At 67.1% G+C, this 20,884-nt stretch carries 24 protein-coding genes and 1 tRNA gene; 18 read left to right on the top strand and 7 right to left on the bottom strand.

The features are described 5' to 3' along the window. Positions 1–207 precede the first annotated feature (207 nt). The 10 genes from rplU to ACLFA2_RS01290 all read left to right on the top strand — a co-directional run bounded on the left by rplU (position 208) and on the right by ACLFA2_RS01290 (position 7,591). The gene (rplU, locus tag ACLFA2_RS01335; protein WP_028501602.1) at positions 208–516 is read left to right on the top strand and encodes a 50S ribosomal protein L21; all 309 of its coding nucleotides are present in this window, start codon (positions 208–210) and stop codon (positions 514–516) included. 18 nt (positions 517–534) lie between these two features. Beyond that, a complete protein-coding gene (gene rpmA / locus ACLFA2_RS01330) occupies positions 535–792 on the top strand; it encodes a 50S ribosomal protein L27 (RefSeq protein WP_028501603.1) in 258 nt (85 codons plus the stop codon). A gap of 100 nt (positions 793–892) precedes the next feature. Continuing rightward, positions 893–2,392, top strand: a complete 1,500-nt coding sequence (gene obgE / locus ACLFA2_RS01325) for a GTPase ObgE (protein WP_029260171.1) — start codon at positions 893–895, stop codon at positions 2,390–2,392. Beyond that, positions 2,389–3,174 carry a glutamate 5-kinase gene (gene proB / locus ACLFA2_RS01320; RefSeq protein ID WP_021198520.1) on the top strand — a complete coding sequence of 262 codons (786 nt, stop codon included), beginning with the start codon at positions 2,389–2,391 and terminating at the stop codon, positions 3,172–3,174. The genes obgE and proB overlap by 4 nt, the downstream gene beginning before the upstream one ends. Positions 3,175–3,183: 9 nt before the next feature. Continuing rightward, a complete protein-coding gene (locus ACLFA2_RS01315) occupies positions 3,184–4,437 on the top strand; it encodes a glutamate-5-semialdehyde dehydrogenase (protein WP_426621908.1) in 1,254 nt (417 codons plus the stop codon). A 65-nt stretch (positions 4,438–4,502) separates the two neighbouring features. Beyond that, on the top strand, positions 4,503–4,727 hold the full coding sequence (locus ACLFA2_RS01310) for a hypothetical protein (protein ID WP_021198522.1): 225 nt from the start codon (positions 4,503–4,505) through the stop codon (positions 4,725–4,727). Positions 4,728–4,733: 6 nt separating this feature from the next. Then, positions 4,734–5,339, top strand: coding sequence for a nicotinate-nucleotide adenylyltransferase (nadD, locus tag ACLFA2_RS01305; protein WP_167253925.1), 606 nt, complete (start codon positions 4,734–4,736; stop codon positions 5,337–5,339). Next, entirely contained in the window at positions 5,336–6,517 is a 1,182-nt protein-coding gene (locus tag ACLFA2_RS01300) for a hypothetical protein (RefSeq protein WP_167253927.1), read from the top strand. Before nadD ends, ACLFA2_RS01300 begins: the two co-directional genes overlap by 4 nt. Then, on the top strand, positions 6,517–6,900 hold the full coding sequence (rsfS, locus tag ACLFA2_RS01295; RefSeq protein ID WP_029260174.1) for a ribosome silencing factor: 384 nt from the start codon (positions 6,517–6,519) through the stop codon (positions 6,898–6,900). Before ACLFA2_RS01300 ends, rsfS begins: the two co-directional genes overlap by 1 nt. A gap of 1 nt (position 6,901) precedes the next feature. Beyond that, positions 6,902–7,591 (top strand): SDR family oxidoreductase, encoded by a 690-nt coding sequence (locus ACLFA2_RS01290; RefSeq protein ID WP_029260175.1) that lies wholly within the window; start codon positions 6,902–6,904, stop codon positions 7,589–7,591. A gap of 23 nt (positions 7,592–7,614) precedes the next feature. Here ACLFA2_RS01290 and ACLFA2_RS01285 read toward each other — a convergent pair whose 3' ends face one another. Continuing rightward, on the bottom strand, positions 7,615–9,270 hold the full coding sequence (locus ACLFA2_RS01285; RefSeq protein WP_426621907.1) for a dipeptide ABC transporter ATP-binding protein: 1,656 nt from the start codon (positions 9,268–9,270) through the stop codon (positions 7,615–7,617). 168 nt (positions 9,271–9,438) lie between these two features. Between ACLFA2_RS01285 and ACLFA2_RS01280 the strand changes: the two genes are divergently transcribed. The 8 genes from ACLFA2_RS01280 (at position 9,439) to ACLFA2_RS01245 (ending at position 17,693) form a co-directional block, all read left to right on the top strand. Further along, entirely contained in the window at positions 9,439–10,644 is a 1,206-nt protein-coding gene (locus ACLFA2_RS01280) for a dipeptidase (RefSeq protein WP_426621906.1), read from the top strand. Beyond that, complete coding sequence (locus ACLFA2_RS01275) at positions 10,644–12,263, top strand: ABC transporter substrate-binding protein (protein ID WP_021198529.1); 1,620 nt, start codon at positions 10,644–10,646, stop codon at positions 12,261–12,263. Before ACLFA2_RS01280 ends, ACLFA2_RS01275 begins: the two co-directional genes overlap by 1 nt. Before the next feature lie 62 nt (positions 12,264–12,325). Continuing rightward, positions 12,326–13,258 carry an ABC transporter permease gene (locus ACLFA2_RS01270; RefSeq protein ID WP_231479809.1) on the top strand — a complete coding sequence of 311 codons (933 nt, stop codon included), beginning with the start codon at positions 12,326–12,328 and terminating at the stop codon, positions 13,256–13,258. Next, the gene (locus ACLFA2_RS01265; protein ID WP_021198531.1) at positions 13,255–14,154 is read left to right on the top strand and encodes an ABC transporter permease; all 900 of its coding nucleotides are present in this window, start codon (positions 13,255–13,257) and stop codon (positions 14,152–14,154) included. Before ACLFA2_RS01270 ends, ACLFA2_RS01265 begins: the two co-directional genes overlap by 4 nt. Positions 14,155–14,163: 9 nt before the next feature. Further along, positions 14,164–15,342, top strand: a complete 1,179-nt coding sequence (locus ACLFA2_RS01260) for a M24 family metallopeptidase (RefSeq protein ID WP_021198532.1) — start codon at positions 14,164–14,166, stop codon at positions 15,340–15,342. 30 nt (positions 15,343–15,372) lie between these two features. Then, complete coding sequence (locus tag ACLFA2_RS01255; RefSeq protein WP_426621905.1) at positions 15,373–16,272, top strand: alpha/beta fold hydrolase; 900 nt, start codon at positions 15,373–15,375, stop codon at positions 16,270–16,272. A 23-nt stretch (positions 16,273–16,295) separates the two neighbouring features. Next, a complete protein-coding gene (locus ACLFA2_RS01250; protein WP_021198534.1) occupies positions 16,296–17,303 on the top strand; it encodes an Lrp/AsnC family transcriptional regulator in 1,008 nt (335 codons plus the stop codon). A gap of 105 nt (positions 17,304–17,408) precedes the next feature. Beyond that, the gene (locus ACLFA2_RS01245; RefSeq protein ID WP_021198535.1) at positions 17,409–17,693 is read left to right on the top strand and encodes a hypothetical protein; all 285 of its coding nucleotides are present in this window, start codon (positions 17,409–17,411) and stop codon (positions 17,691–17,693) included. Positions 17,694–17,799: 106 nt separating this feature from the next. Here ACLFA2_RS01245 and ACLFA2_RS01240 read toward each other — a convergent pair whose 3' ends face one another. The 6 genes from ACLFA2_RS01240 to ACLFA2_RS01215 all read right to left on the bottom strand — a co-directional run bounded on the left by ACLFA2_RS01240 (position 17,800) and on the right by ACLFA2_RS01215 (position 20,833). Then, entirely contained in the window at positions 17,800–18,450 is a 651-nt protein-coding gene (locus ACLFA2_RS01240) for a CueP family metal-binding protein (RefSeq protein ID WP_167253929.1), read from the bottom strand. 70 nt (positions 18,451–18,520) lie between these two features. Beyond that, complete coding sequence (locus tag ACLFA2_RS01235) at positions 18,521–19,126, bottom strand: DUF305 domain-containing protein (protein ID WP_029260183.1); 606 nt, start codon at positions 19,124–19,126, stop codon at positions 18,521–18,523. Between the two features lie 106 nt (positions 19,127–19,232). Then, complete coding sequence (locus ACLFA2_RS01230) at positions 19,233–19,706, bottom strand: DUF6153 family protein (protein ID WP_167253933.1); 474 nt, start codon at positions 19,704–19,706, stop codon at positions 19,233–19,235. A 65-nt stretch (positions 19,707–19,771) separates the two neighbouring features. Beyond that, positions 19,772–19,969 (bottom strand): hypothetical protein, encoded by a 198-nt coding sequence (locus ACLFA2_RS01225; protein WP_029264977.1) that lies wholly within the window; start codon positions 19,967–19,969, stop codon positions 19,772–19,774. Between the two features lie 106 nt (positions 19,970–20,075). After that, complete coding sequence (locus ACLFA2_RS01220; RefSeq protein WP_426621904.1) at positions 20,076–20,696, bottom strand: hypothetical protein; 621 nt, start codon at positions 20,694–20,696, stop codon at positions 20,076–20,078. Positions 20,697–20,760: 64 nt separating this feature from the next. Then, positions 20,761–20,833: transfer RNA gene (locus ACLFA2_RS01215), tRNA-Ala, on the bottom strand. Between the last annotated feature and the right edge of the window lie 51 nt (positions 20,834–20,884).

The raw sequence follows: 20,884 nt of genomic DNA, 5'->3' as shown, positions 1-20,884 counted from the left end.
AGCGGAATGTGAGACGCCTCGGAGCCGCGCCGCTTTGCGACACCGACCCGCATCCGGTAAAGTAGTCCCTTGGTGCGTATGCCGCGTCGTCCTCGTCGGTCGAAGCGGAGAGTCTTGCGTTCGCGCCCGCCGTTCTGCGGCGCATGCAAGCAACAGTCTTCCCGTGAGATCTCGGAGCCGCGAGCTCCCCAACGAAACAGGTATGAAGTGGTTTACGCAGTAGTGCGCGCCGGTGGGCGGCAGGAGAAGGTCGAGGTCGGCACGATCGTTCAGCTCGACCGTGTCAAGGCTGCCCAGGGCGAGAAGATCGAGCTGGCCGCCGTGCTGCTCGTCGACGGCGCCACGGTGACCACCGACGCTGACTCGCTGGCGAAGGTCAAGGTCACGGCAGAGGTCATCGGCAACCTCCGCGGCCCGAAGATCATCATCCAGAAGTACAAGAACAAGACCGGCTACAAGAAGCGTCAGGGCCACCGCCAGGAGCTCACGCGCGTCAAGATCACCGGCATCAAGTAAGCCCGAGGGGACTAGGACATGGCACACAAAAAGGGCGCAAGCTCAACCCGTAACGGTCGTGACTCCAACGCTCAGCGCCTCGGCGTGAAGCGCTTCGGCGGTCAGCAGGTCCTCGCCGGCGAGATCATCGTTCGCCAGCGCGGCACGCACTTCCACCCCGGCGTCAACGTCGGTCGTGGTGGCGACGACACGCTGTTCGCTCTGGCCGCCGGTGCGGTCCAGTTCGGCGCGAAGGGCGGCCGCAAGGTCGTCAACATCGTCGCCGCAGCTGAGTGATCACAGCGCGACACTAGATATCCGGTTCGGGGCGGGCTTCGGCTCGCCCCGTCCGTGTATCTACCCTCCGAAAACGCACAGCAACCCTGAGGACTAGCAAATGGTCACGTTCGTCGACACCGTCACACTGCACCTGCGTGCGGGTAAGGGCGGCAACGGCTGCGTCTCCGTGCACCGCGAGAAGTTCAAGCCGCTCGGTGGCCCCGACGGCGGCAACGGTGGTGACGGCGGCGATGTCGTGCTCGTCGCCGACCCGCAGACCGGCACGCTGCTCTCGTACCACCACTCGCCGCACCGTTCCTCCGGCAACGGCGGGCCGGGCATGGGCGACCACCGCTCCGGGTTCCTCGGCGAGACGCTCGAGCTGCCCGTCCCGGTCGGCACGGTGGTGAAGAACACCGCGGGCGACGTCCTCATCGACATGATCATCCCCGGCGAGCGGTTCGTCGTGGCCAAGGGCGGTATGGGTGGGCTCGGCAATGCCGCCCTCGCCACTCCGAAGCGCAAGGCTCCCGGCTTCGCGTTGCTCGGCACTCCCGGCCACGAGGGCGACATCGTCCTCGAGCTGAAGACCGTGGCCGACATCGCCCTCGTGGGGTACCCGTCGGCCGGCAAGTCGAGCCTGATCGGCGCGATCTCCGCCGCCCGCCCCAAGATCGCCGACTACCCGTTCACGACCCTCCATCCGAACCTCGGCGTGGTGCAGGTCGGCGACTTCCGCTACACGGTCGCCGACGTACCCGGTCTCATCGAGGGTGCGAGCGAGGGCCGAGGACTCGGTCTCGAGTTCCTCCGTCATGTCGAGCGCTGCTCGGCGCTGTTGCACGTTCTTGACTGCGCGACTCTGGAGCCCGGTCGCGACCCGATCTCCGACCTCGACGTCATCCTCGCGGAACTCGGCGCCTACGAGGTGCCCGAGGGACAGACGCCGCTCCTCGAGCGCCCGCAGTTCATCGCTCTGAACAAGATCGACGTCCCCGAGGCACGCGACCTCGCTGAGCTCGTGCGTCCCGATCTCGAGGCTCGCGGCTTCCGGGTGTTCGAGATCTCCACGGTCTCGCACGAGGGTCTGCGTCCCCTCACCTTCGCGCTGGGCGAGCTGGTCGAGAAGGCCCGTGCCGAGGCCGCGCTCGAGACGCCGCCGGAGCGCGTCGTCATCCGCCCGCGAGGCTCCAAGAAGGACTTCACCATCCGGGTCGAGGGCGGCACCTACGGCAACGTCTATCGCATCATGGGCGAGAAGCCGGTGCGCTGGGTGCAGCAGACCGACTTCCAGAACGAAGAAGCCGTCGGGTATCTCGCCGATCGTCTCGAGAAGCTCGGCGTCGAGGACGAGCTCTTCCGCCTCGGTGCGGTGCAGGGATCGACCGTCGTGATCGGCGAGGGCGACAGCATCGTCTTCGACTGGGAGCCCACCATGACCTCGGCGGCAGAGTTGATGAGCGCGCCTCGGGGGACCGACCCCCGTCTGGCACCGAATTCGCGCCGGACGACGTCGGAGCGACGCGAGCAGTACTACGAGCGCATGGATGCCAAGGCCGAGGCTCGCGCCGAGGTGGAGACGCAGCGTCTCGCCGCGTACCGCGAGGACGGCGAGTGACAGCACGCACACGCGCGGATCTGGCCACCGCGTCCCGCATCGTCGTCAAAGTCGGATCTTCCTCGATCAGCGGAGACTCGTCGTGGCGGATCCCCGTCATCGTCGAAGCTCTGGCCGCGGCGCATGCACGCGGAGCCGAGGTGGTCCTGGTGTCGTCTGGTGCGATCGCGTCCGGAATCCCGTTCCTGCGGCTCGACGCCCGCCCGACCGACCTCGCGACCCAGCAGGCCGCGGCGGCCGTTGGTCAGAACATCCTGATGTATCGCTACCAGGAGTCGCTTCGTCCCTTCGATATCGTCGCGGGGCAGGTGCTCCTCACCACCGGCGACCTCGAGAACCCGACATCGCGCTCCAACGCCCGTCGCGCGATGGAGCGGCTGCTCGGGCTTCGCACCCTGCCGATCGTGAACGAGAACGACACCGTCGCGACGCAGGAGATCCGCTTCGGCGACAACGACCGGCTCGGCGCGCTCGTCGCCCAGCTGATCGAAGCCGACGCGCTCATCCTTCTCAGCGATATCGAATCGCTGTACACGCGACCTCCGACGGACCCCGGCGCCGAACCGATCGATGTCGTGGCTCCCGATGCCGACCTGACCGGCCTCGAGTTCGGGGCGACCGTCGTCAACAGCGTCGGCACGGGAGGAGCGGCCACGAAGGTCTCGGCCGCGCGTCTCGCGGCGGCATCCGGCATCGGCGTCCTGGTCACCAGCGCCGACCTCGTCGAACAGGCCCTCGCCGGTGCGGAAATAGGAACCTGGTTCGAGCCGGCCACCTCATAAACTGGGCGGATGACCGACCAGACCCCACAGGTGCGCCTGGAGCGCGCCAAAGAGGCCTCCCGCGCCGCTGCCGCGCTCACGAGCGACGACAAGGCGCGGGTGCTCGAAGCGATCGCCGTCGCCCTTCTCGACGCCGCGCCGCGCATCATCGAGGCGAACGCCCGCGACATCGTCCGTGGGCGTGACGAGGGCATCGGGGAGTCGCTCATCGACCGGCTGCGTCTCGACGAGAAGCGCGTGGCGGCCCTTGCCGCCGCTGTGCGCGAAGTCGCGGCCCTCGCCGACCCGGTCGGCCGCGTCGTCGGCGGGCACAGGATGCCCAACGGTGTCGCCCTCGAGCAGGTGCGCGTGCCGTTCGGAGTGGTCGGCGCGATCTACGAAGCCCGGCCGAACGTGACGGTCGACATCGCCGCGCTCGCGCTGCGTGCGGGCAATGCCGTCGTGCTGCGCGGGGGGAGTGCCGCGCGCGAGTCGAACACCGTGCTCGTCGACGTCATGCGGCGGGCGGTGGAGAGCGTTGGACTCACGAGCGAGGCGATCCAGACCGTCGACGACTTCGGTCGCGCGGGCGCGAAGGCGCTCATGCACGGTCGCGGCTTCATCGATGTGCTGGTGCCACGGGGGAGTGCCGGTCTCATCGAAGCCGTCGTCACGGAGTCGACCGTGCCCGTCATCGAGACCGGAGCGGGCAACGTCCACATCTTCCTCGACGAGACGGCCCCGGACGATTGGGCGAGCGACATCGTCGTGAACGCCAAGGTGCAGCGCCCCAGCGTGTGCAACGCGGTGGAGACGGTGCTGGTGCATCGTCAGGCGGCTCCGCGTCTGATCCCGCTCGTGGCCAGCGCTCTGCAGAGTGAGGGCGTCGCGATCCACGGTGACGACATGGTCGCCGGCATGGTGTCGAACGTGATCCCGGCGGTCGAGGAGGACTGGGAGACCGAGTATCTGAGTCTCGACATCGCGATCAAGGTCGTCGACTCCCTCGACGAGGCCCTCGACCATATTCGTCGCTACAGCACGGGACACACGGAGTCGATCATCACGACCGACTCGCGCAACGCGGAACGCTTCCTCGCCGAGGTGGATTCCGCCGTCGTGATGGTGAACACGTCGACGCGCTTCACCGACGGCGGCGAATTCGGATTCGGCGCGGAGGTCGGCATCTCGACCCAGAAGCTGCACGCTCGCGGGCCCATGGGGCTGTCCGAGTTGACCAGCACGAAATGGCTCGCGCGTGGGTCGGGGCAGACCCGCGGCTGAGGGCTAGACTGGGGGACGCTGTACCTCACAGGATCCCGAACAGCACGCCACGAAACGGAGTCAGGATGAACCTCGTCGCACAGATCGCGATGGCCGCTGCCGAAACCGAGCACCACGGCAACGTCGCGCTCGAAACGGTGATCTTCGGAGCCATCGCTGCGGTCGTGTTCGCCTTCCTCGGGCTGGTGACCTTCTCGTACAAGAACGTCGCCAACCGTCACTCGGCGAAGGCCGAGGCATGGGCAGCGCAGCACGGCAAGGACGGCCACGAGGCGGGACACGGCCACTAGGCCCCCATGAATGACGCTGCGACCCCGCGCCCCCCGCGCATCGGCGTGATGGGCGGTACGTTCGACCCCATCCATCACGGCCACCTCGTCGCAGCCAGCGAGGTCGCGAACTCCTTCGGGCTCGACGAGGTCGTCTTCGTGCCGACCGGCCACCCGTGGCAGAAGTCGGGAGTCTCGCCGAGCGAGCACCGCTACCTCATGACGGTCATCGCCACCGCCTCGAACCCGCAGTTCACGGTGAGCCGGGTCGACATCGACCGCGAGGGCCCCACCTACACGATCGACACACTGCGCGACCTGAAGCGTGATCGACCGGATGCCGACCTCTTCTTCATCACCGGAGCCGACGCCGTAGCGCAAATTCTCAGTTGGAGGGACCATGATGAGTTGTGGGAGTTGGCCCACTTCGTCGCGGTCTCACGCCCTGGACATGTCCTGAGCACAGACGGCCTCCCGAGCGACAACGTCAGCCAACTGGAAGTGCCGGCGCTGTCGATCTCGTCGACGGACTGCCGTGAACGCGTTCGCGACGATCAGCCGGTCTGGTATCTGGTCCCTGATGGGGTCGTTCAGTACATCGCGAAGCATCATCTGTATCGGAGCAAGGCATGAGTACATCGGATCAGCAGGAGCAGGGTCCGCTGACGCGAAAGCAGCTGCGGGAGATTCGATTGACGGGTTCGACCCCGGTCATCTCCAGCGAGGAGGCTGCCGCGGCGGCTGAGGCGGCACCGCCCGCACCGCCGCTGCCCCGTGCCGCCGAGCCCGTGGAGATCCCGCCCGCGCCGACTTCCGTGCCTGACGACGTCAGCGGCGATGCGCCGTTGACGCGCCGCCAGGCGCGCGAGCTCGAGAAGGTGCGCACGGCCTCGGTGCCCGTGATCGCCGGAGAGCAGTCCGAAGAGGCGGAGGTCGAGCAGCCAGCCCCCGACGCGCCGGCGGAACCGACCGACGAGGAGTCCGCCGCGACGCACGACCCCGCGGAGATCGTGTCGGGGGTCCCGAACTTCACACGGAACGAAGAGCCGGGCGACGCCGACGATGATGACGTCGATGACGAGGTCGCCGTCGCTCCCGTGCGTGCATCCGTCGTCGCGGATTCCGTGGGAGATGTTCCGCTGGAGTCCGTCGATGGTGCCGGTGACGAGTCCGACGAGGACGATGTTGACGTGGCTTCGGCTCTGGGCCTTCCGGCCGAGAGCACCGGTGACTCCGAGGCCGACGGTGACGACGTGCTGGCAGATGTCGGTGACGCCGATGATGACGATGACGACGCCGCAGCCCGCCCCACCGTCAACCCCGCGTTCGGTGAGGGGATCCTCGCCGATGCTCCCGACCCGCACACCCCCTTCCGCCCGTCGTTCGACGAGCTGCTCTCCGTCGGTGACTCGACCGGGTCGCAGCACTCCGCACCGAACGCCCTGATCTTCACGCCGTCCCCGGGAGAGGGCTCGCTCTCCGGCCCTGTCGCCTCCACCGGTGAGATCCTCGTCACCGGGTCTTATGAACTGCCTCAGGGCATGGGCTCGCAGGGCCACGCCCTGGGAACCACCGACGGCAAGGACGTCGACGCAGTTCTCATCGACGGCGAGCTTCCCCCCGCGTCGTCGCCTACGCCGATCGCCGCCAGCTCGGCGGTCAGCACCATCAAGCCCGCCGGCGAGGTGATCCGTCCGCCGGCGCCCGAGAAGGGCAACCGGCTGATGATCACCCTGGCGATCGTCGCCGGAGGCCTCGCCCTCGCTGTCGGTGTCGTCGTCATCATCGCCATCACCACGAATGTGTTCTGATGCAATCACCTGAAACTGCCGAAGAGATGCTGCGTCTCGCAGCACAAGCCGCCATCGACAAGGGCGGTGAAGATCTCGTCGCACTGAACGTGTCCGAGCCTCTTCCGCTCGTCGACATCTTCCTGCTCGTCACCGGAAACAGCGAGCGCAACGTCGCCGCCATCGCCGATGAGATCGAGGACCGGCTGATCGAGTCGGGCCACAAGCGCGTACGGCGCGAGGGGCGCGCGGAGGCCCGATGGGTGCTCCTCGACTTCGGCGACCTGATCGTGCACGTCTTCCATCAGGAGGAGCGCGTTTACTACGGCCTCGAGCGACTGTGGAAGGACTGCCCCGTCGTTCCGATCGACGTGGCAGAGCCCGCCACCACAGACCCGAGCTGACATGCCCACGCACCTGATCACCGGTGCGGGTTCCGGCATCGGTGCAGTCCTCGCGCGCCGTCTGCTGGACCGTGGCGATGACGTGGTGGTGCTTGCCCGCGACGCCGGACGCGCCAGGCAGATCGCAGAGAGCCTTCCGGGAGCATCCGTCCTGGTCGCTGATCTGGCTCAGCCGGGTCGTCTGTCGTGGGCGCTGTCGAAGCAGCACCTGCCCGACCGGATCGACTCGCTCGTGCACGTCGCCGGGGTCGTCGACCTCGGTGACGTGGCCGACCTCGCTCCCGCGTTGTGGGAACAGCAGCTGGCCGTGAACCTCGTGGCTCCTGCCGAGCTCACGCGCCTTCTGCTGCCCGTTCTGCGCGTGTCGCAAGGGCAGGTCGTATTCGTGAACTCGGGGGCGGGACTGCGTGCCAACGCCGGGTGGGCGGCATATGCGGCGTCGAAGCACGGTCTCCGGGCCCTCGCCGATGCGTTGCGGGCCGAGGAGGCGCCGCACGGCGTGCGCGTGACGTCGATCTACCCGGGTCGCACCGCCACCCCGATGCAGGAGCGTGTGCACCAGCAGGAGGGGCAGGACTACGACGCCGGTCGCTTCATCACCCCCGACGCCGTCGTCACGACCATCCTCACCGCCCTCGATCTTCCGCGAGACGCGGAGATCACCGACCTCACGGTGCGGCCGGGTCGCTGATCCGGCCTCGTCGTACCGGACGGTCAGGCGGTCACACGCGTTCGGCGTGCGAGCATGCCGCGCTCCGCGCGCGTCTGCGGCGGAATCGCGGACAGCAGCGACCGCGTATAGGGATGTTCGGGGTGGCGGTAAACGTCTTCCGTCTCCCCGATCTCGACCATGTTCCCCAGGTACATGACCGCCACGCGATCGGCGATGTGACGCACGAGGGACAGGTCGTGCGCGATGAAGACGATCGACATGCCCAGCCGCTCGCGCAGGTCGCACAGCAGGTCGATGATCTGTGCGCGGATCGACACGTCGAGCGCCGAGACAGGCTCGTCGCACACCAGAACGTCCGGATCGAGCGCGAGCGCCCTGGCGATGCCGATGCGCTGGCGCTGGCCGCCCGAGAACTGGTGCGGGAAGCGCGAGCCCATCTCGGGGGTGAGGCCGACGAGATCGAGCAGCTCGGCGACGCGCTCCCGTCGCGTCGCCGGCGTTCCGGAGTGGGTCGCGGCGAGCGGTTCGGAGATGATCTGCTGCACGGTCATCCGCGGGTTCAACGACATATACGGGTCCTGGAAGACCATCTGCACGCCACGACGCAGGATCTTCCGGTCGCGGAGCCGACCGCGCGTCACGTCCTGATCGCGGTAGCGCAGGGTGCCGGCATCGGGTGAGTCGAGTCCGACCAGCATCCGCGCCAGCGTCGATTTGCCGCTGCCCGATTCGCCGACGATCGCCAGGATCTCGCCCTGGCGGAGCTCGAGATCGACACCCGCGACGGCGGCGACTCGGTGCGCTCGTCGCCCGCTCCCGGAACGGAACGTGCGCTTCAGGCCGCGGCCTTCGAGGATGGGCACCGTCCCGTCGTTCTCCGCGGCGGCGCTCACATCTCGCGGCATGGAGTTCAGCAGACGCATGGTGTAAGCGTGCTGCGGCTTCGTGAGCACCTCGTCGGCGGGCCCTGACTCCACGATGCGGCCAGAGCGCATGACGGCGACCTGATCGGCGACCTCCATCACCACGCCCAGATCATGCGTGATGAGCAGGATTCCCATGCCCAGCCGGTCGCGCAGGGACAGCAGCAGGTCGAGGATCTGCGCCTGCACCGTCACATCGAGCGCGGTGGTCGGCTCATCCGCGATGATGAGATCAGGATCCAGCGCGATCGCCATGGCGATCAGGATGCGCTGGCGCTGACCGCCGGAGAACTGGTGCGGATAGTCGTGCACGCGCTTGTCGGGGGTGGGGATACCGACGAGGGTCAGCAGCTCGACCGCGCGCGCTTCGGCGGCTCGGCGGCCGATGCTGCCATGAGCGCGGATGAGGTCGATGATCTGGTCGCCGATGCTGAGGACCGGGTTCAACGCGGAAAGGGCATCTTGCATGACCAGGCTGACGCGCACGCCTCGCAGGCGTCGATGCTGCTCGGGGGAGAGGGCGAGGAGGTCGGTTCCGCTCAGTGACATCGTCTCCGCCTCGACGTCTCCTTCGTTGATCAGACCCATGATCGCGCGGGCGGTCATCGACTTGCCCGAGCCTGATTCGCCGAGCAGCGCGAAGACTTCGCCGCGGCGAACGGCGAGATCGATGCCGTCGACCACGCGGCTGCGGCGTCCATCGCCGGTGAGGGTGACGGTGAGTCCCTTGACGTCCAGGACGACGGCGTTCCGGGGGGCGGATGTGTTCTCCATGGATGCCATCATGCCAGCTTCTTTGTTCTGAATTGTTTCGAACAGGAAACATTTCAGCCGAAGATAATCACAATGGTTGACATCTGCGCCGAAATCCTCCAGATTCGAGGAATCTCCCGCTCGTCGACCGGGAGGGCACCCGCATCATCGAACCGAAGGAGCGCATCCGTGCTCGAACAAGCTGGCCGGTACACCGGCTACACCGCGTACGACTACCTGGAAGCCGGCAAGGACTACCGCGAGTTCCGCTACGCCAAGCAGATCGGCCGTGTGCCGGCCTACGACCTCGGGCTCAGTGCCGCGCAGCAGGAACGCACCGAACGTCTGCTTCGCGAAGAGACCGTGATCTCCCTGCACGAGCACGTGCAGGTCTTTCCCGAGGACATGGGCGAGCTGCGCGACCACATCCGCCAGGGCCGCGAACCCACCGGCTACCAGGGCCTCGCCCGCTCCGGGTTGACCGCCGTGTTCGACAACGGCATGGATGGCACCTGCTGCATCTCGAGCGATGCCGGCTGGAAGTACCAGGACGTGCTGTTCGACCTCGGCGTGCGCATGGCCGACCTCGCACACCAGGACTACGTGATCAAGGCCGAGTCGATCAAGGACATCCGTCACGCCGCCGAGACCGGACGGGTCGCGCACATCTTCGCGCTCGAAGCCTCGACCATGATCGAGAACGAGGTCGACCGCCTCGACGTCCTGTACGGCTTCGGCGTGCGGCAGATGGGCATCGCATACTCCGAGGCGAACATGCTCGGCGGCGGTCTCAAAGAGCGCGGAGACGGCGGGTTGACCTACTTCGGCGAGCGCGCGGTCGAGCGTATGAACAAGCTCGGCATCGCGATCGACATCTCCCACTCCGGTGACCAGACCTGTCTCGATGTGATCGCCCACTCGACCAAGCCGGTATTCATCACGCACGCCGGTGCGCGCGGCCTGTGGCCGACGAACCGCATGAAGACGGATGAGACGATCATCGAATGCGCCAAGCGCGGCGGCGTGATCGGAATCGAGGCCGCCCCTCACACGACGATCTCCCCCCAGCACCCGAAGCACTCCCTGGAATCGGTCATGGACCACTTCCAGTACTGCGTGGACCTGGTGGGACTCGAGCACGTCAGCTTCGGTCCTGACACGCTGTTCGGCGATCACGTCGGCCTGCACGACGCGTTCTCGTCGAACCTGTCGCTCGGGCAGGCACATGCGAACGTCGACTACGAGAAGCAGCCGTACGTCGACGGTATCGAGAACCCGGCCGAGGCCTTCTACAACATCATCGGCTGGCTCGTGAAGCAGGACTACTCCGACGACGAGATTCGCGCCGTCGTCGGAGGGAACACCATGCGCGTACTCGAGGAGGTTTGGGTCTGATGAAGTACAGCAAGTTCCTCGCCCTCGGTGCGGCCGCGGCTCTCGCCGTCGGCCTCGCCGCGTGCGCCCCGTCCGCGCCGGAACCGGGGGAGTCATCCGGCTCCACCGGCCCCAGCGACGAGACGATCAGCATCGGCACGACGACAGATGTCGTGAACTTCAATCCGGTCCTCGGCAACAGCCGCACGGACTCGTGGATCACGAACCTGATGTATCCGCATCTGCTGAGCATCAGCGACGACGGCACCAAGGAAGCCCACGTGGCCACCGACTGGGGCTACGTGGACGACACCACCGGCTTCTACGAGATCCGCGACGATCTCACCTGGAGCGATGGTGAGCCCCTCACCGCCGAGGACGTCGCCTGGACGCTGAACGCCGTCAAGCGCGATCAGGCTCCCGGCACGTTCTACGGGCAGCTGGGCAACCTCGACACCGCGACCGCGGTGTCGGAAACCCGCGTCGAGCTCGCCCTCACCCAGCCCGACTCCTCGATCGTCGAAGAGATCGGCTTCTGGGGCGTCGTCGTTCCGAAGCACGTGTTCGAGCCGCAGGGGTCGATCGCCGAGTTCGCGAACGACGGCAGCGCCGGAGGCTGGGTGGGCATGGGGCCGTTCATCATGAGCGACTTCCAGGTCGGTCAGCACTACACGCTGAAGCGCGTCGAGGACTACCCGCTCGTCAAGGGCGGCGTCCCCGGGCCCGCCGAGGTCGTGTACCGCGTGTACCCGGACGTGAACACCGAGATCCTGGCGCTGCAGAGCGGCGAGATCGACGTGATCGCGAATGCGCTGCCACCCGCACAGGTCGAGCAGCTCAGCAGCACCGACGGCCTCCAGGTCGTCGAGGCGCCCGGGCTCGGCTACGCGCACCTGGTCTACAACATGGACAAGCCCGACCTCGCGAAGACCGAGGTGCGACAGGCTCTGGCCCATGCGGTCGACTATGACGCGATCCGCACCGTCGTGCTGCAGGGGCAGGCCGTCTCGACAGGTTCCAGCGCTCTGATGCCAGTGCTCGCGAAGTACTACGACAAGTCGGTGAAGGAGTACGAGTTCGATCCCGAGAAGTCGCGCTCCCTCATGGAGAAGGCCGGTTACACGGCAGACGCGAACGGGAATTTCCCCGTCTCGTTCCGGCTGATCTACTCGCTGCAGGACAGCGTGACCAGCCAATGGGCGCAGATGGTGAAGGACAGCGCGGCGGAGGCCGGCATCACGATCGAGCTGCAGGGCACCGAGCGCAACACATACCTCTCGATGACCAGCGAGGGCGACTACGACATCTACGCGGGCAACTTCGCGATCATGGACGATCCGGTGACGAACTTCTCGCTGTCGTACCTTCCCGGCGGTGCGATCAACTACACCCATGTCGACGACGCCGACCTGAACGCGCTGATCGAGGAGGGCATGGTGACGTTCGACGAGGACGAGAAGATCTCGATCATGCGCGAGGCGAACAAGATCGTGCACGAGCAGGTCTACGACAACATCATGTACACGCAGAACCTGTTCTTCGCGGCCAGCGACGAATGGGCCGGCTTCATCTCGAAGCCGAGCGAGCTGCTCTCGATCGTGAACCCGCTCTCGCTCGCGAGCGCGCACCCGGTCGAGTAACAACCACTGAAATCTCGAGGAAGGTCGCCCGGGTGTCCCGAGCATCGTTCATTCTCCGTCGCGTGGGTCGAGGTCTGCTCACGATCTGGTTCGCCGTGACCGTGACGTTCCTGCTCCTGCGTCTGCTTCCCGGCGACCCGGCCCTGGCGCTGGCGAGTCCGAACATGACGGACGACATCCGGGCGACCATCCTCGAGCAGTACGGGCTGGACCAGCCCCTGATCGTGCAATACGGGCTCTACATGTGGCAGCTGCTGCAGGGCAACCTCGGCATCTCGTTCACGCAGTCGATCCCGGTCACCGATGTCCTCATGCAGCGGCTGCCGTGGACCCTTCTCCTGACGATCACGGCACTGGTGCTCACGATCCTCATCGGCGTTCCACTCGGCGTCGCGGCTGCGTCCCACAAGGGGCGCTTCATCGACAGGGCGGTGCAGGTGGTCGGCGTGACGGGGCAGTCCCTGTTCGTCCCGAGCGTCGCCATCCTCCTGCTCTTCGTGTTCGGGTTGAACCTCGGATGGTTCCCGATCGGAGGTGCCTACACCAACAACACCTACGGCTTCGAGTGGTACCTCAGCGTCGCGCAGCACCTCGTCCTCCCGGCGGTGTCGCTCATGCTCATCCAGGTCGGCTCCTACGTGCTCACGATGCGTTCGACGCTGATCGAGACGCTCGGCGAGGACTACATCCTCCTGGCGAAGGCGAACGGCATCCGTGGCAGCCGCATCCTCTGGAAGCACGCCCTGCGCAACGCCCTGCTCCCCACCACGACCCTGATCGGCCTGCAACTCGGATTCCTGGTCGGCGGTGCAGTACTCACCGAGACCGTGTTCGCCTATCCGGGCATCGGGCGCGGGATCTACGAGGCCGTCACACAGCTCGACTTCCCCGTGCTGCAGGGCGCCTTCCTCATGCTCGCCATCACCGTCGTGGTCGCCAACACGATCACCGACATCATCTACGGCTACCTGGACCCGAGAGTGAAGACCTCATGACCGCTCCGATGCCCGCCTCAGAGACCCTCGCTCCGAGCGAGCCGACCGCCGCCGGCAGCGAGCGGGCGAGCGCGCACACCTGGCGCGCTTTCCGCCGGGACCCGCTCGGCATGATCTCGCTCGGGCTGCTGATCCTGCTGGTGATCGTGGCTCTCGCGGCGCCGCTGATCGCGCCCTATCCCGCCAGCTACGGACCGGACGTCCTGCGTCCGCCGAGCGGCGACCACTGGTTCGGTACCGACGCACTGGGCCGCGATGTCTTCTCCGAGGTGATCTGGGGAACGCAGCAGAGTGTGCTCGTCGCGGTGGCCGCCTCGCTGATCGCGATCGTCTTCGGCACGATCATCGCTGTTCTCGGCGCCTACTTCCGCAAGCTCGACAGCTTTATCAGCGTGATCGTCGACATGACGCTCTCGCTGCCGGTGCTCCCGCTCATGATCCTGATCGCCGCGCTCGTGGGGCCGAGCACGTCGACGATCATCTTCGTGGTCGCCGCGTTCTCCTGGCCGGAGGTCACCCGTCTCGTGCGCTCGCAGGCGCTGACCGTGGTCGGGCTGCCCTATGTCGATGCCTCGCGCCTGATGACCACCTCTCCGGTCTGGATCATCACGAAACACGTCCTCCCCGCCGTCACGCCGGTGGTCGTGGTGTCCGTGGTCGTGACCGCCTCGCGGGCCGTGCTCTCGGCCGCCGGACTCGCCTTCCTCGGCCTCGGCGACCCGACGACCTGGTCCTGGGGTCGCATCCTCTACGAGGCGCAGCAGGCCGGCGCGATGGTCAGTGCCTGGTGGCTGACGCTGTTCCCCTCGATCGCGATCCTCATCCTGGTGCTGTCCGCGACCCTGTTGTCGATCGCCTACAACGATGCGCGCAACCCGCGCCACCTCGCCCGATAGGAGCCGGAGATGACCGAGTTCGACCAGCGGCTCGCGCCCGAGTTCTTCGATCGCGTGCAGACCGGTGTCCGCGACCGGATGGGGGCGCAGGGCTTCGACGCCTTCCTCACCGACCATCCGGAGGACATCGCGTACCTCACCGGCTTCTTCCACCACCCTTCCGAGCGTCCGGTGGCGATCTGGATCGAGGCGAACGGCAGGGTGGTGATGCTGTTGCCCGAACTGGAACGCGAGTACGCAGAGTCGCAGTCCGCGAGGGCAGAACTGGTGGCGTTCTTCGAGTTCCCCGGAGTCGTTGCACCGTTCGAGGCTCTGGCTCGCGCGGTCTCGCCGCGGGGGCGGGTCGGGTTCGCGTCGTCCATGCCGTTCTCCCGTCTCTCGGCGGCGAGGGAGGCGATGCCCGGAGCCGATCTCGTCGCCTCGGATCTGTTGACCCGCGCCCGTTTCGTGAAGTTCCCCGAGGAGGTGACCCTGCACCGCGAGGCCGCCCGCGTGACGGATCGGATGCTCGAGGCCGGGGTTTCGCTGGTGGTCGAGGCCGTCGCAGCCGGGGGAGAGCTCCCCACCGAGGCCGAGCTCGAGCGTCACGTCACGGCGACGGGTACCGGCATCATGTACGCAGAGCACCGCAACGTGGTGGTGGCCTCCCTGCTCGCCGGCGGGCTGGTCTACTCCGGCGCGAACTCCGCCTTCCCACACGGGCTCCCGTCGGTGAACCGCCTCAAAGCCGGCGACACCTTCATGCTGTCGTTGGGCTGCGCGGTGGGCGGTCGCTTCATCGAGGGCGAGCGCACCTTCGTGCTGGGCGAGCCCACGGCGGAGCAGCGGCGCTACCACGACACGATCAACGCGGCGCAGCAGCTCGGGCGTGAGACCATCCGCGCCGGGCTCGAGTGTCGCGAAGCCAACCGCCTCTGTCTCGACGTGATCCGCGGTGCCGGACTCGGCGCGTTCATCCGGCATCGTCAAGGACACGGAATCGGTCTCGGCATGCACGAGGCGCCCTGGCTGGAAGACGGCGATGCGACGCTGCTGGAGGCGGGCATGGTCGTCTCGAACGAGCCGGGCATCTACGTCCCACAGCACGCGGGGTACCGCATCAGCGACAGCATGCTCGTGACGGACACCGGCGCCGAACCTCTGACCACCTACCCCCGCAGTCTCGACGACTGCACCATCGCGCTCTGACGCCCCGGAATCCGAGAGAGAGAAGAGAACATGACATCGACACCGCCGGTATCGCCGGAGTTCGCCGCAGCCACCAGCACCCACGAGTGGGTCGAGATCTACGGCAACCACCTGGCCGTCGAGGTGCTCGGTCCTGAGGGGGCGCCCGTCATCATCACCCACCACGGTGCTCCTGGTCTCGGTTCCCGTGCGGAACCGCGTGCCAGCTTCGGGCGCCTGGCCGACGAGTACCGCGTCGTGGTGTTCGATGCGCGCGGGAGCGGCCAGAGCGACGGGGAAGGCGTCTACAGCCACGAGCAGTGGGCGGCGGACATCGATGGTCTGCGGGAATGGATCGGCGCCGAGAAGATCGTGATGGCGGGGGGCTCGTACGGCGGCTTCATGGCCATGGAGTACGCGCTGCGATACCCGGAGCGGGTGGCGGCCATCGTGCTGCGCGACACTTCGCCGGACAACTCCAACGCCCATCTGGCTCGCGAGAACGCGCTCGCCTCCGACCGCGTGACGATCGACATGGAGAAGTTCGATCGCATCGACGTGGGACAGGTCCACGACGACGAAGACCTCAAGGACTGCTGGCGCGAGATCCTGCCTCTGTACGACTTCGTCTACGATCCGGAGGCGACCGAGCGCAAGGTGCAGGCCACGCCGTACCGCTACCGCGCGCACAACTACGCCTTCTCGGTGAACCTCCCGAATTATGACCTCAAGCCACGGCTGCACGAGATCGGTGTGCCGACACTCATCACCGTGGGCCGGACGGACTGGATCACGCCAGTATCGTGTAGCCAGACGATCGCCGATCTCATCCCGGACTCCGAGATGGTGGTGTTCGAGAAATCGGGGCACTCCCCGCAGATCGAGGAGGCAGAGGCGTGGACGAAGACCGTGCGCACGTTCCTGCACCGGGTGTACCCGCCGACCCGATGAGCAGTGTTCACCTGACGAGAGAAGTGAACGACCTCGACCGACGGATCGTCGTAGCGCTGCAGCAGGACGGGCGCGCAAGCTGGACATCGATCGCGGAGTTCGCCGGAGCATCGGTCTCGACCGTCACGCGACGCGGCCAGCAGCTGCTGGCGGAAGGGCTGGTGCGTGTAGGGATCGTGCCGACCCTGGGCAGCGAAGGGCACGTGGAGACCTTCTTCGTGCGCATCAACTGCACACCGGGGTCGCAGTTGAGTGTCGCGCAGGCGCTGATCGGCTCGCCCTACGTGCGCTTCGTGACCTTGGTGACCGGCAAGTTCGACGTGTTCGCCGAGGTCGTCATCCCGGGCGACTCCGCGACGTATGCGCATGTCCTCACCGATCTGCAGGCGATCCCGGGCGTCGAACGGTGGCGCAGCGACCTGGTCGTGCACACGTACAAGGTGAGCTTCGACTGGGGGCGGCAGCTCTACGACGCCCATGCCGAGGCTGCAAGCGACCCGCAGTCGTACATGCCCGCGCCGAACACTTGCGATCCCACGCACTTCGATGACGCCGACCGGGCCATCGTCGAAGAGCTGCGTCACAACGGCCGTGCGTCGTTCCAGTCGATCGGCGACACGCTCGACATGAACGAGAGCAGCGTGCGCCGTCGCTACGAGCGGATGCGCAACGCCGGATGCCTGACCACCGTGACGATGGTGCCGGCATCGGCACTGGGGATGAGTGCCGAGACACTGTTGATCCTGCGGGTAGAACCGTCGCGGATCGCCTCCGTCGCCCAGACGCTCGCCCATCACGTGTCGGTGCGATTCCTCGCCGCGGCGTTGGAGGAGAACTCGCTCTATTGCGAGATCATCCTTCCGAGCACCGAGACCCTGCACGACTTCCTCACCGGGACCATCGCGCACCTCAAGGGAGTTCGCGGATGGAATGCGGCGATGGAGCTCGTCTTCATGAAGCGCGGCTTCATCGAGACGCCGTGGTGGCGGGCCCAGGTGGCCTCGGCAGGGGCTGTGGACGCCGGGTCGTAGCCCCGGGTTTCCGTGACGGCACCCTCCGCGCGTGGTGTCAAGGGGCTTCCCCGGGCGCGGTTTGTGGCGCACTCTCTGTGGAGAGAGAGTCCTGGAGGGCCCCACATGTCTGAACTTCCGGATCCGCGTTTCATGCTGAATCGCATCACGGCGTCGGAATGGGTGATCAACGACCTTCGATACTCGCCCAACGACCCGCGCCATGTCGTCGCGTGCGTGTACGAACTCGCCGAGACCGAGGTCGAGGTGACCTGGCTGCGTGACCTGCCACTCGCCACGCGTTATGGAACCGCATTCGAGGTGCTCGAGGATGTCGAGAGGATGCGTGGTTCGAGCAGGGCCACACGTCCGATCTCCATCCCCCATCGGCCGCCGCTGCTGGCGACCTAGTCGTCCCGCGGCACGGACAGCGAACGAAGAAGCGCACCTCCTCGATCTCCGAGGGGGTGCGCTTCCTCCATGCCGCGTTGCGGAGCTCAGGCGGCCACGTGCGGGATCACAGCAGCTGCAGATCGGTTACGCACGTGCGATCGTCCGGTGACGTGGTCGACAGCGGCACGGTGCCCGTCAGGCCGGCGCTCTCGACGGTCAGCGTCGCCTCGATTCCCCGAGGCACCCAGACGCCGGTGAACCCGTTGTCGTGGGTGCGGCGCATCTCGTCGATGAGCACCGTCCCGTCGGCGGCGGTGAGGACGATGCGCATCTCGGTGTCGGAGAGCTCGCCGACGCACGTCGTGAGGCTGTGGAAGTGGCACTCATGGGTCTGTTCGCGGAATGGTGCGACCGAGATGTACACCGCGTCGTCGGGCATCGGCAGCCGACTCTCCCGGCCGCTGGTGTCACGCAGCAGGAGCGCGTCGGGTTCGACGGATGCGAGGAGATCGTCCGGGCGGTCCGCCACGGGCATCGCGTCGAGTCGTTCGATCACCTCGCCGACGTCGAGCCCGGCGAGGTCGTGCGCGGCGAGCAGGTCCCGCGCCGACGCCACCGAGTCGACGTCGGCGGGGGAGACGGCGGGCGCGCACCCGGACAGGGCGATTCCGGCGACGGCCAACGCGGCGAGCCCCGCGGACAGCCTCCGTCGTCGACGTGATGCGGAGACCGACGGAGAGGCGGGAGACGTGGTGGAGGGGAGGGGATGGTTCATGGGGACGGTCCTTCGTGCGAGGTGGGGCCGGTGTGGGCGGGGATACGCCGACACCGACCCCGAAATGGGTTCAGAGGGTGGAGAGGAGGTCCTTCATCTCCTGGATCTCCTCGGTCTGCGCGTCGATGATCGTCTGGGCGAGTTCGATCGCTTCCGGATCGCTCCCGCCGTCGACCTCCGCCCGCGCCATCTCGACGGCTCCCTCGTGGTGCACGATCATCTGGTCGAGGAACAGGCGCGACGCTTCGGGACCGTCGGCGGAGCGGAGCGCGGCGAGGTCGTCGTCGCTCATCATCCCGTCGCCGTGGTCCATCCCGTTCGCGTCGCGGTCGTCGGAGCCGATGCCCCAATCGTCCAACCAGCCCTCGAGCTGTTCGATCTCCGGGCCCTGCGCGGCCTTGATCCGCTGGGCGAGTTCGGCCACCTCGGGGTCGATCCCCTCCACTCCGAGCACGATGTCGCTCATCTCGATCGCCTGCTCGTGGTGCACGATCATCATCGAGGCGAACATGACGTCGGCATCGTTGACGTCGGCATCGCTCATGCCGGCCGATGGTGACGACGAGCTGTGGTCCATGCCGGGCATGGAAGCGTCGTCGGTGCCGGTCGCGCAGCCGGACAGCAGCAGAACGGCGGACAGGGTGAGTGCGGCGGTTGCCGCAGCACGAATCTTCATGGGTGTGTTCTCCAAATACGCATAGTCGTTGCGCACACGCCGGACGGCGGCGCGCGAGGGTGAGAGGCCTGGAGCCGTGGCGCGAGAGCGCGGGCTCGACGGCTGCTCAGGTGCGACTGATGCAGAGAACGTGCAGAGAAGGGGCGCGGGGGAGGACCCGCGCGGCCAGGACCTCGAGAAGGGGCGAGCGGAGGAGCATCGCCGTCCAGCCGCGAAGCACTCCGGGCGCGATGAGGAGCACGAGGGCGAGGAGGAGCGCGAGGACGCACATCATCGCCATGCCGGCGTGATCATCGGTGCCGCAGCCTGCGCAGGACATCGCGGTCGTGCCGGACGGGTCTTCGGACGGGTGCGCCTGCGCCTCTGCGGTGCCGTGATGCGCGGATACCGGCTCGGACACGGTCATCGCCGCCGAAATCGCCGCCGCCGGAGTGTCGGCCGCCGCAGTGCCGTGCAGATTCAGGGTGTGCATCCCCAGCAGCCCCAGGATTACCGCGGCGACGAGGAGCACGCCCGACAGCACACCCCGGAAGACGCTCGATGAGCCTCTTCCGGACCACGTCGCCGCCACCGGTGCCATGAGAGCAAGTCTACGGGGCGCGGGTGGCGGCGACCGGTGCGCTGCGGGCCGGCGAGGGTGTGCGGTCAGACGTCGGGGCCGTCGTCGTGCTCGTCCGCGCCGGCAGCGACGCGGTCGGCCTCGGCGCTGTCGACGAGCGCGTCATCGACATCCGGATCGAGAACACGCTCGCCGTCGACCTCCCTCGTCGGCACACCCGTCGGGTCGGTCGGGTCGTCGTCATGGGGGAGCGGGGGAACCGGGGGAATGATCGGGTTCGACATGATCGCATCCTTTCGTCGAGATGGGTTCACGGTAGAACGCGGGGCGTGCGGTCGGAATCGGGTTGACGCTCGTGCAGACGCGCGCTAGCGAGCCGACGCGACGCGGTCATCCGGCGGATCGAGGGTGATAGACCGATTGGGCCTCTACGGCAGCGGTGCCGAAATCACCGTCTGCATTGATGACGTGGCCGCGAGCCAGCGCGAGTCCGGTGGCCCGGCCTCGTCCTTTGAGCACGGCGCCGCGCAGGTCAGGATCGGGGTCGCGGTGGCTCCCGCCGCTCGTGAGCGCGACGTTCACCGCCGTGACATCGCCGAGGATCTGCGATCCATCGCCCAGAGTGGAAGCGCCGGCGAGGTCGATCCTCCCGATCAGACGCACCCGGCTGCCGATCGTGATCACGGAATCGGAACGGTTCGCGAGCAGAGCCACCGCATGCGGGCCGAACTCGTTGTCGGTGCCGATGCTCACGAGTCCGCCGCCGGTCGCCTCGATTCGGGTGCCCTCGAAGAAGCGGTTGTCGTCACCGATGAGGAGAGCGCCGGGGTCGGCGTCGATGCGGACGTTCGGACAGAACACATTGCCGGTCCCGATCTCGGCGTGCGCGGAGAGGAGGGCCGAGAAAGGATCGAGGAAGACGTTGAGGTCGTCCGCGATGAGCTGGCTCACCGTCCGATATCCCCGCGACGCACGCACACGATCCGCGTAGCCCAGGGGCGTGTGCGTCATGATGCCTCCTGGTCACTACCGCGTGAGACGAAGAAAGCCCCCGGAGAACCGGGGGCTTTTTTTGTGGACCTGAGGGGACTCGAACCCCTGACCCCCTGCATGCCATGCAGGTGCGCTACCAGCTGCGCCACAGGCCCAGACGCTGTTCCGGACCAGCCGGAGCAACTTGAAAAGAGTACTACACGAAT

Origin of the sequence: Microbacterium sp. As-52, assembly GCF_049949185.1 — a bacterium.
GTDB classification, from domain to species: Bacteria; Actinomycetota; Actinomycetes; order Actinomycetales; family Microbacteriaceae; genus Microbacterium; species Microbacterium maritypicum_A.
Note: the sequence above shows the minus strand (reverse complement) of the source record. Positions and strands in the feature narration are given on the sequence as shown.

Coding starts and splice junctions, on each gene's coding strand:
- ACLFA2_RS01235 (WP_029260183.1), bottom strand. CDS start 19,126: ATGAAGATTCGTGCTGCGGCAACCGCCGCACTCACCCTGTCCGCCGTT.
- nadD (WP_167253925.1), top strand. CDS start 4,734: ATGAATGACGCTGCGACCCCGCGCCCCCCGCGCATCGGCGTGATGGGC.
- ACLFA2_RS01225 (WP_029264977.1), bottom strand. CDS start 19,969: ATGTCGAACCCGATCATTCCCCCGGTTCCCCCGCTCCCCCATGACGAC.
- ACLFA2_RS01260 (WP_021198532.1), top strand. CDS start 14,164: ATGACCGAGTTCGACCAGCGGCTCGCGCCCGAGTTCTTCGATCGCGTG.
- ACLFA2_RS01230 (WP_167253933.1), bottom strand. CDS start 19,706: ATGGCACCGGTGGCGGCGACGTGGTCCGGAAGAGGCTCATCGAGCGTC.
- ACLFA2_RS01310 (WP_021198522.1), top strand. CDS start 4,503: ATGAACCTCGTCGCACAGATCGCGATGGCCGCTGCCGAAACCGAGCAC.
- ACLFA2_RS01275 (WP_021198529.1), top strand. CDS start 10,644: ATGAAGTACAGCAAGTTCCTCGCCCTCGGTGCGGCCGCGGCTCTCGCC.
- ACLFA2_RS01315 (WP_426621908.1), top strand. CDS start 3,184: ATGACCGACCAGACCCCACAGGTGCGCCTGGAGCGCGCCAAAGAGGCC.
- obgE (WP_029260171.1), top strand. CDS start 893: ATGGTCACGTTCGTCGACACCGTCACACTGCACCTGCGTGCGGGTAAG.
- rpmA (WP_028501603.1), top strand. CDS start 535: ATGGCACACAAAAAGGGCGCAAGCTCAACCCGTAACGGTCGTGACTCC.
- ACLFA2_RS01265 (WP_021198531.1), top strand. CDS start 13,255: ATGACCGCTCCGATGCCCGCCTCAGAGACCCTCGCTCCGAGCGAGCCG.
- ACLFA2_RS01240 (WP_167253929.1), bottom strand. CDS start 18,450: ATGAACCATCCCCTCCCCTCCACCACGTCTCCCGCCTCTCCGTCGGTC.
- rsfS (WP_029260174.1), top strand. CDS start 6,517: ATGCAATCACCTGAAACTGCCGAAGAGATGCTGCGTCTCGCAGCACAA.
- ACLFA2_RS01300 (WP_167253927.1), top strand. CDS start 5,336: ATGAGTACATCGGATCAGCAGGAGCAGGGTCCGCTGACGCGAAAGCAG.
- ACLFA2_RS01255 (WP_426621905.1), top strand. CDS start 15,373: ATGACATCGACACCGCCGGTATCGCCGGAGTTCGCCGCAGCCACCAGC.
- ACLFA2_RS01220 (WP_426621904.1), bottom strand. CDS start 20,696: ATGACGCACACGCCCCTGGGCTACGCGGATCGTGTGCGTGCGTCGCGG.
- ACLFA2_RS01285 (WP_426621907.1), bottom strand. CDS start 9,270: ATGGAGAACACATCCGCCCCCCGGAACGCCGTCGTCCTGGACGTCAAG.
- ACLFA2_RS01245 (WP_021198535.1), top strand. CDS start 17,409: ATGTCTGAACTTCCGGATCCGCGTTTCATGCTGAATCGCATCACGGCG.
- ACLFA2_RS01290 (WP_029260175.1), top strand. CDS start 6,902: ATGCCCACGCACCTGATCACCGGTGCGGGTTCCGGCATCGGTGCAGTC.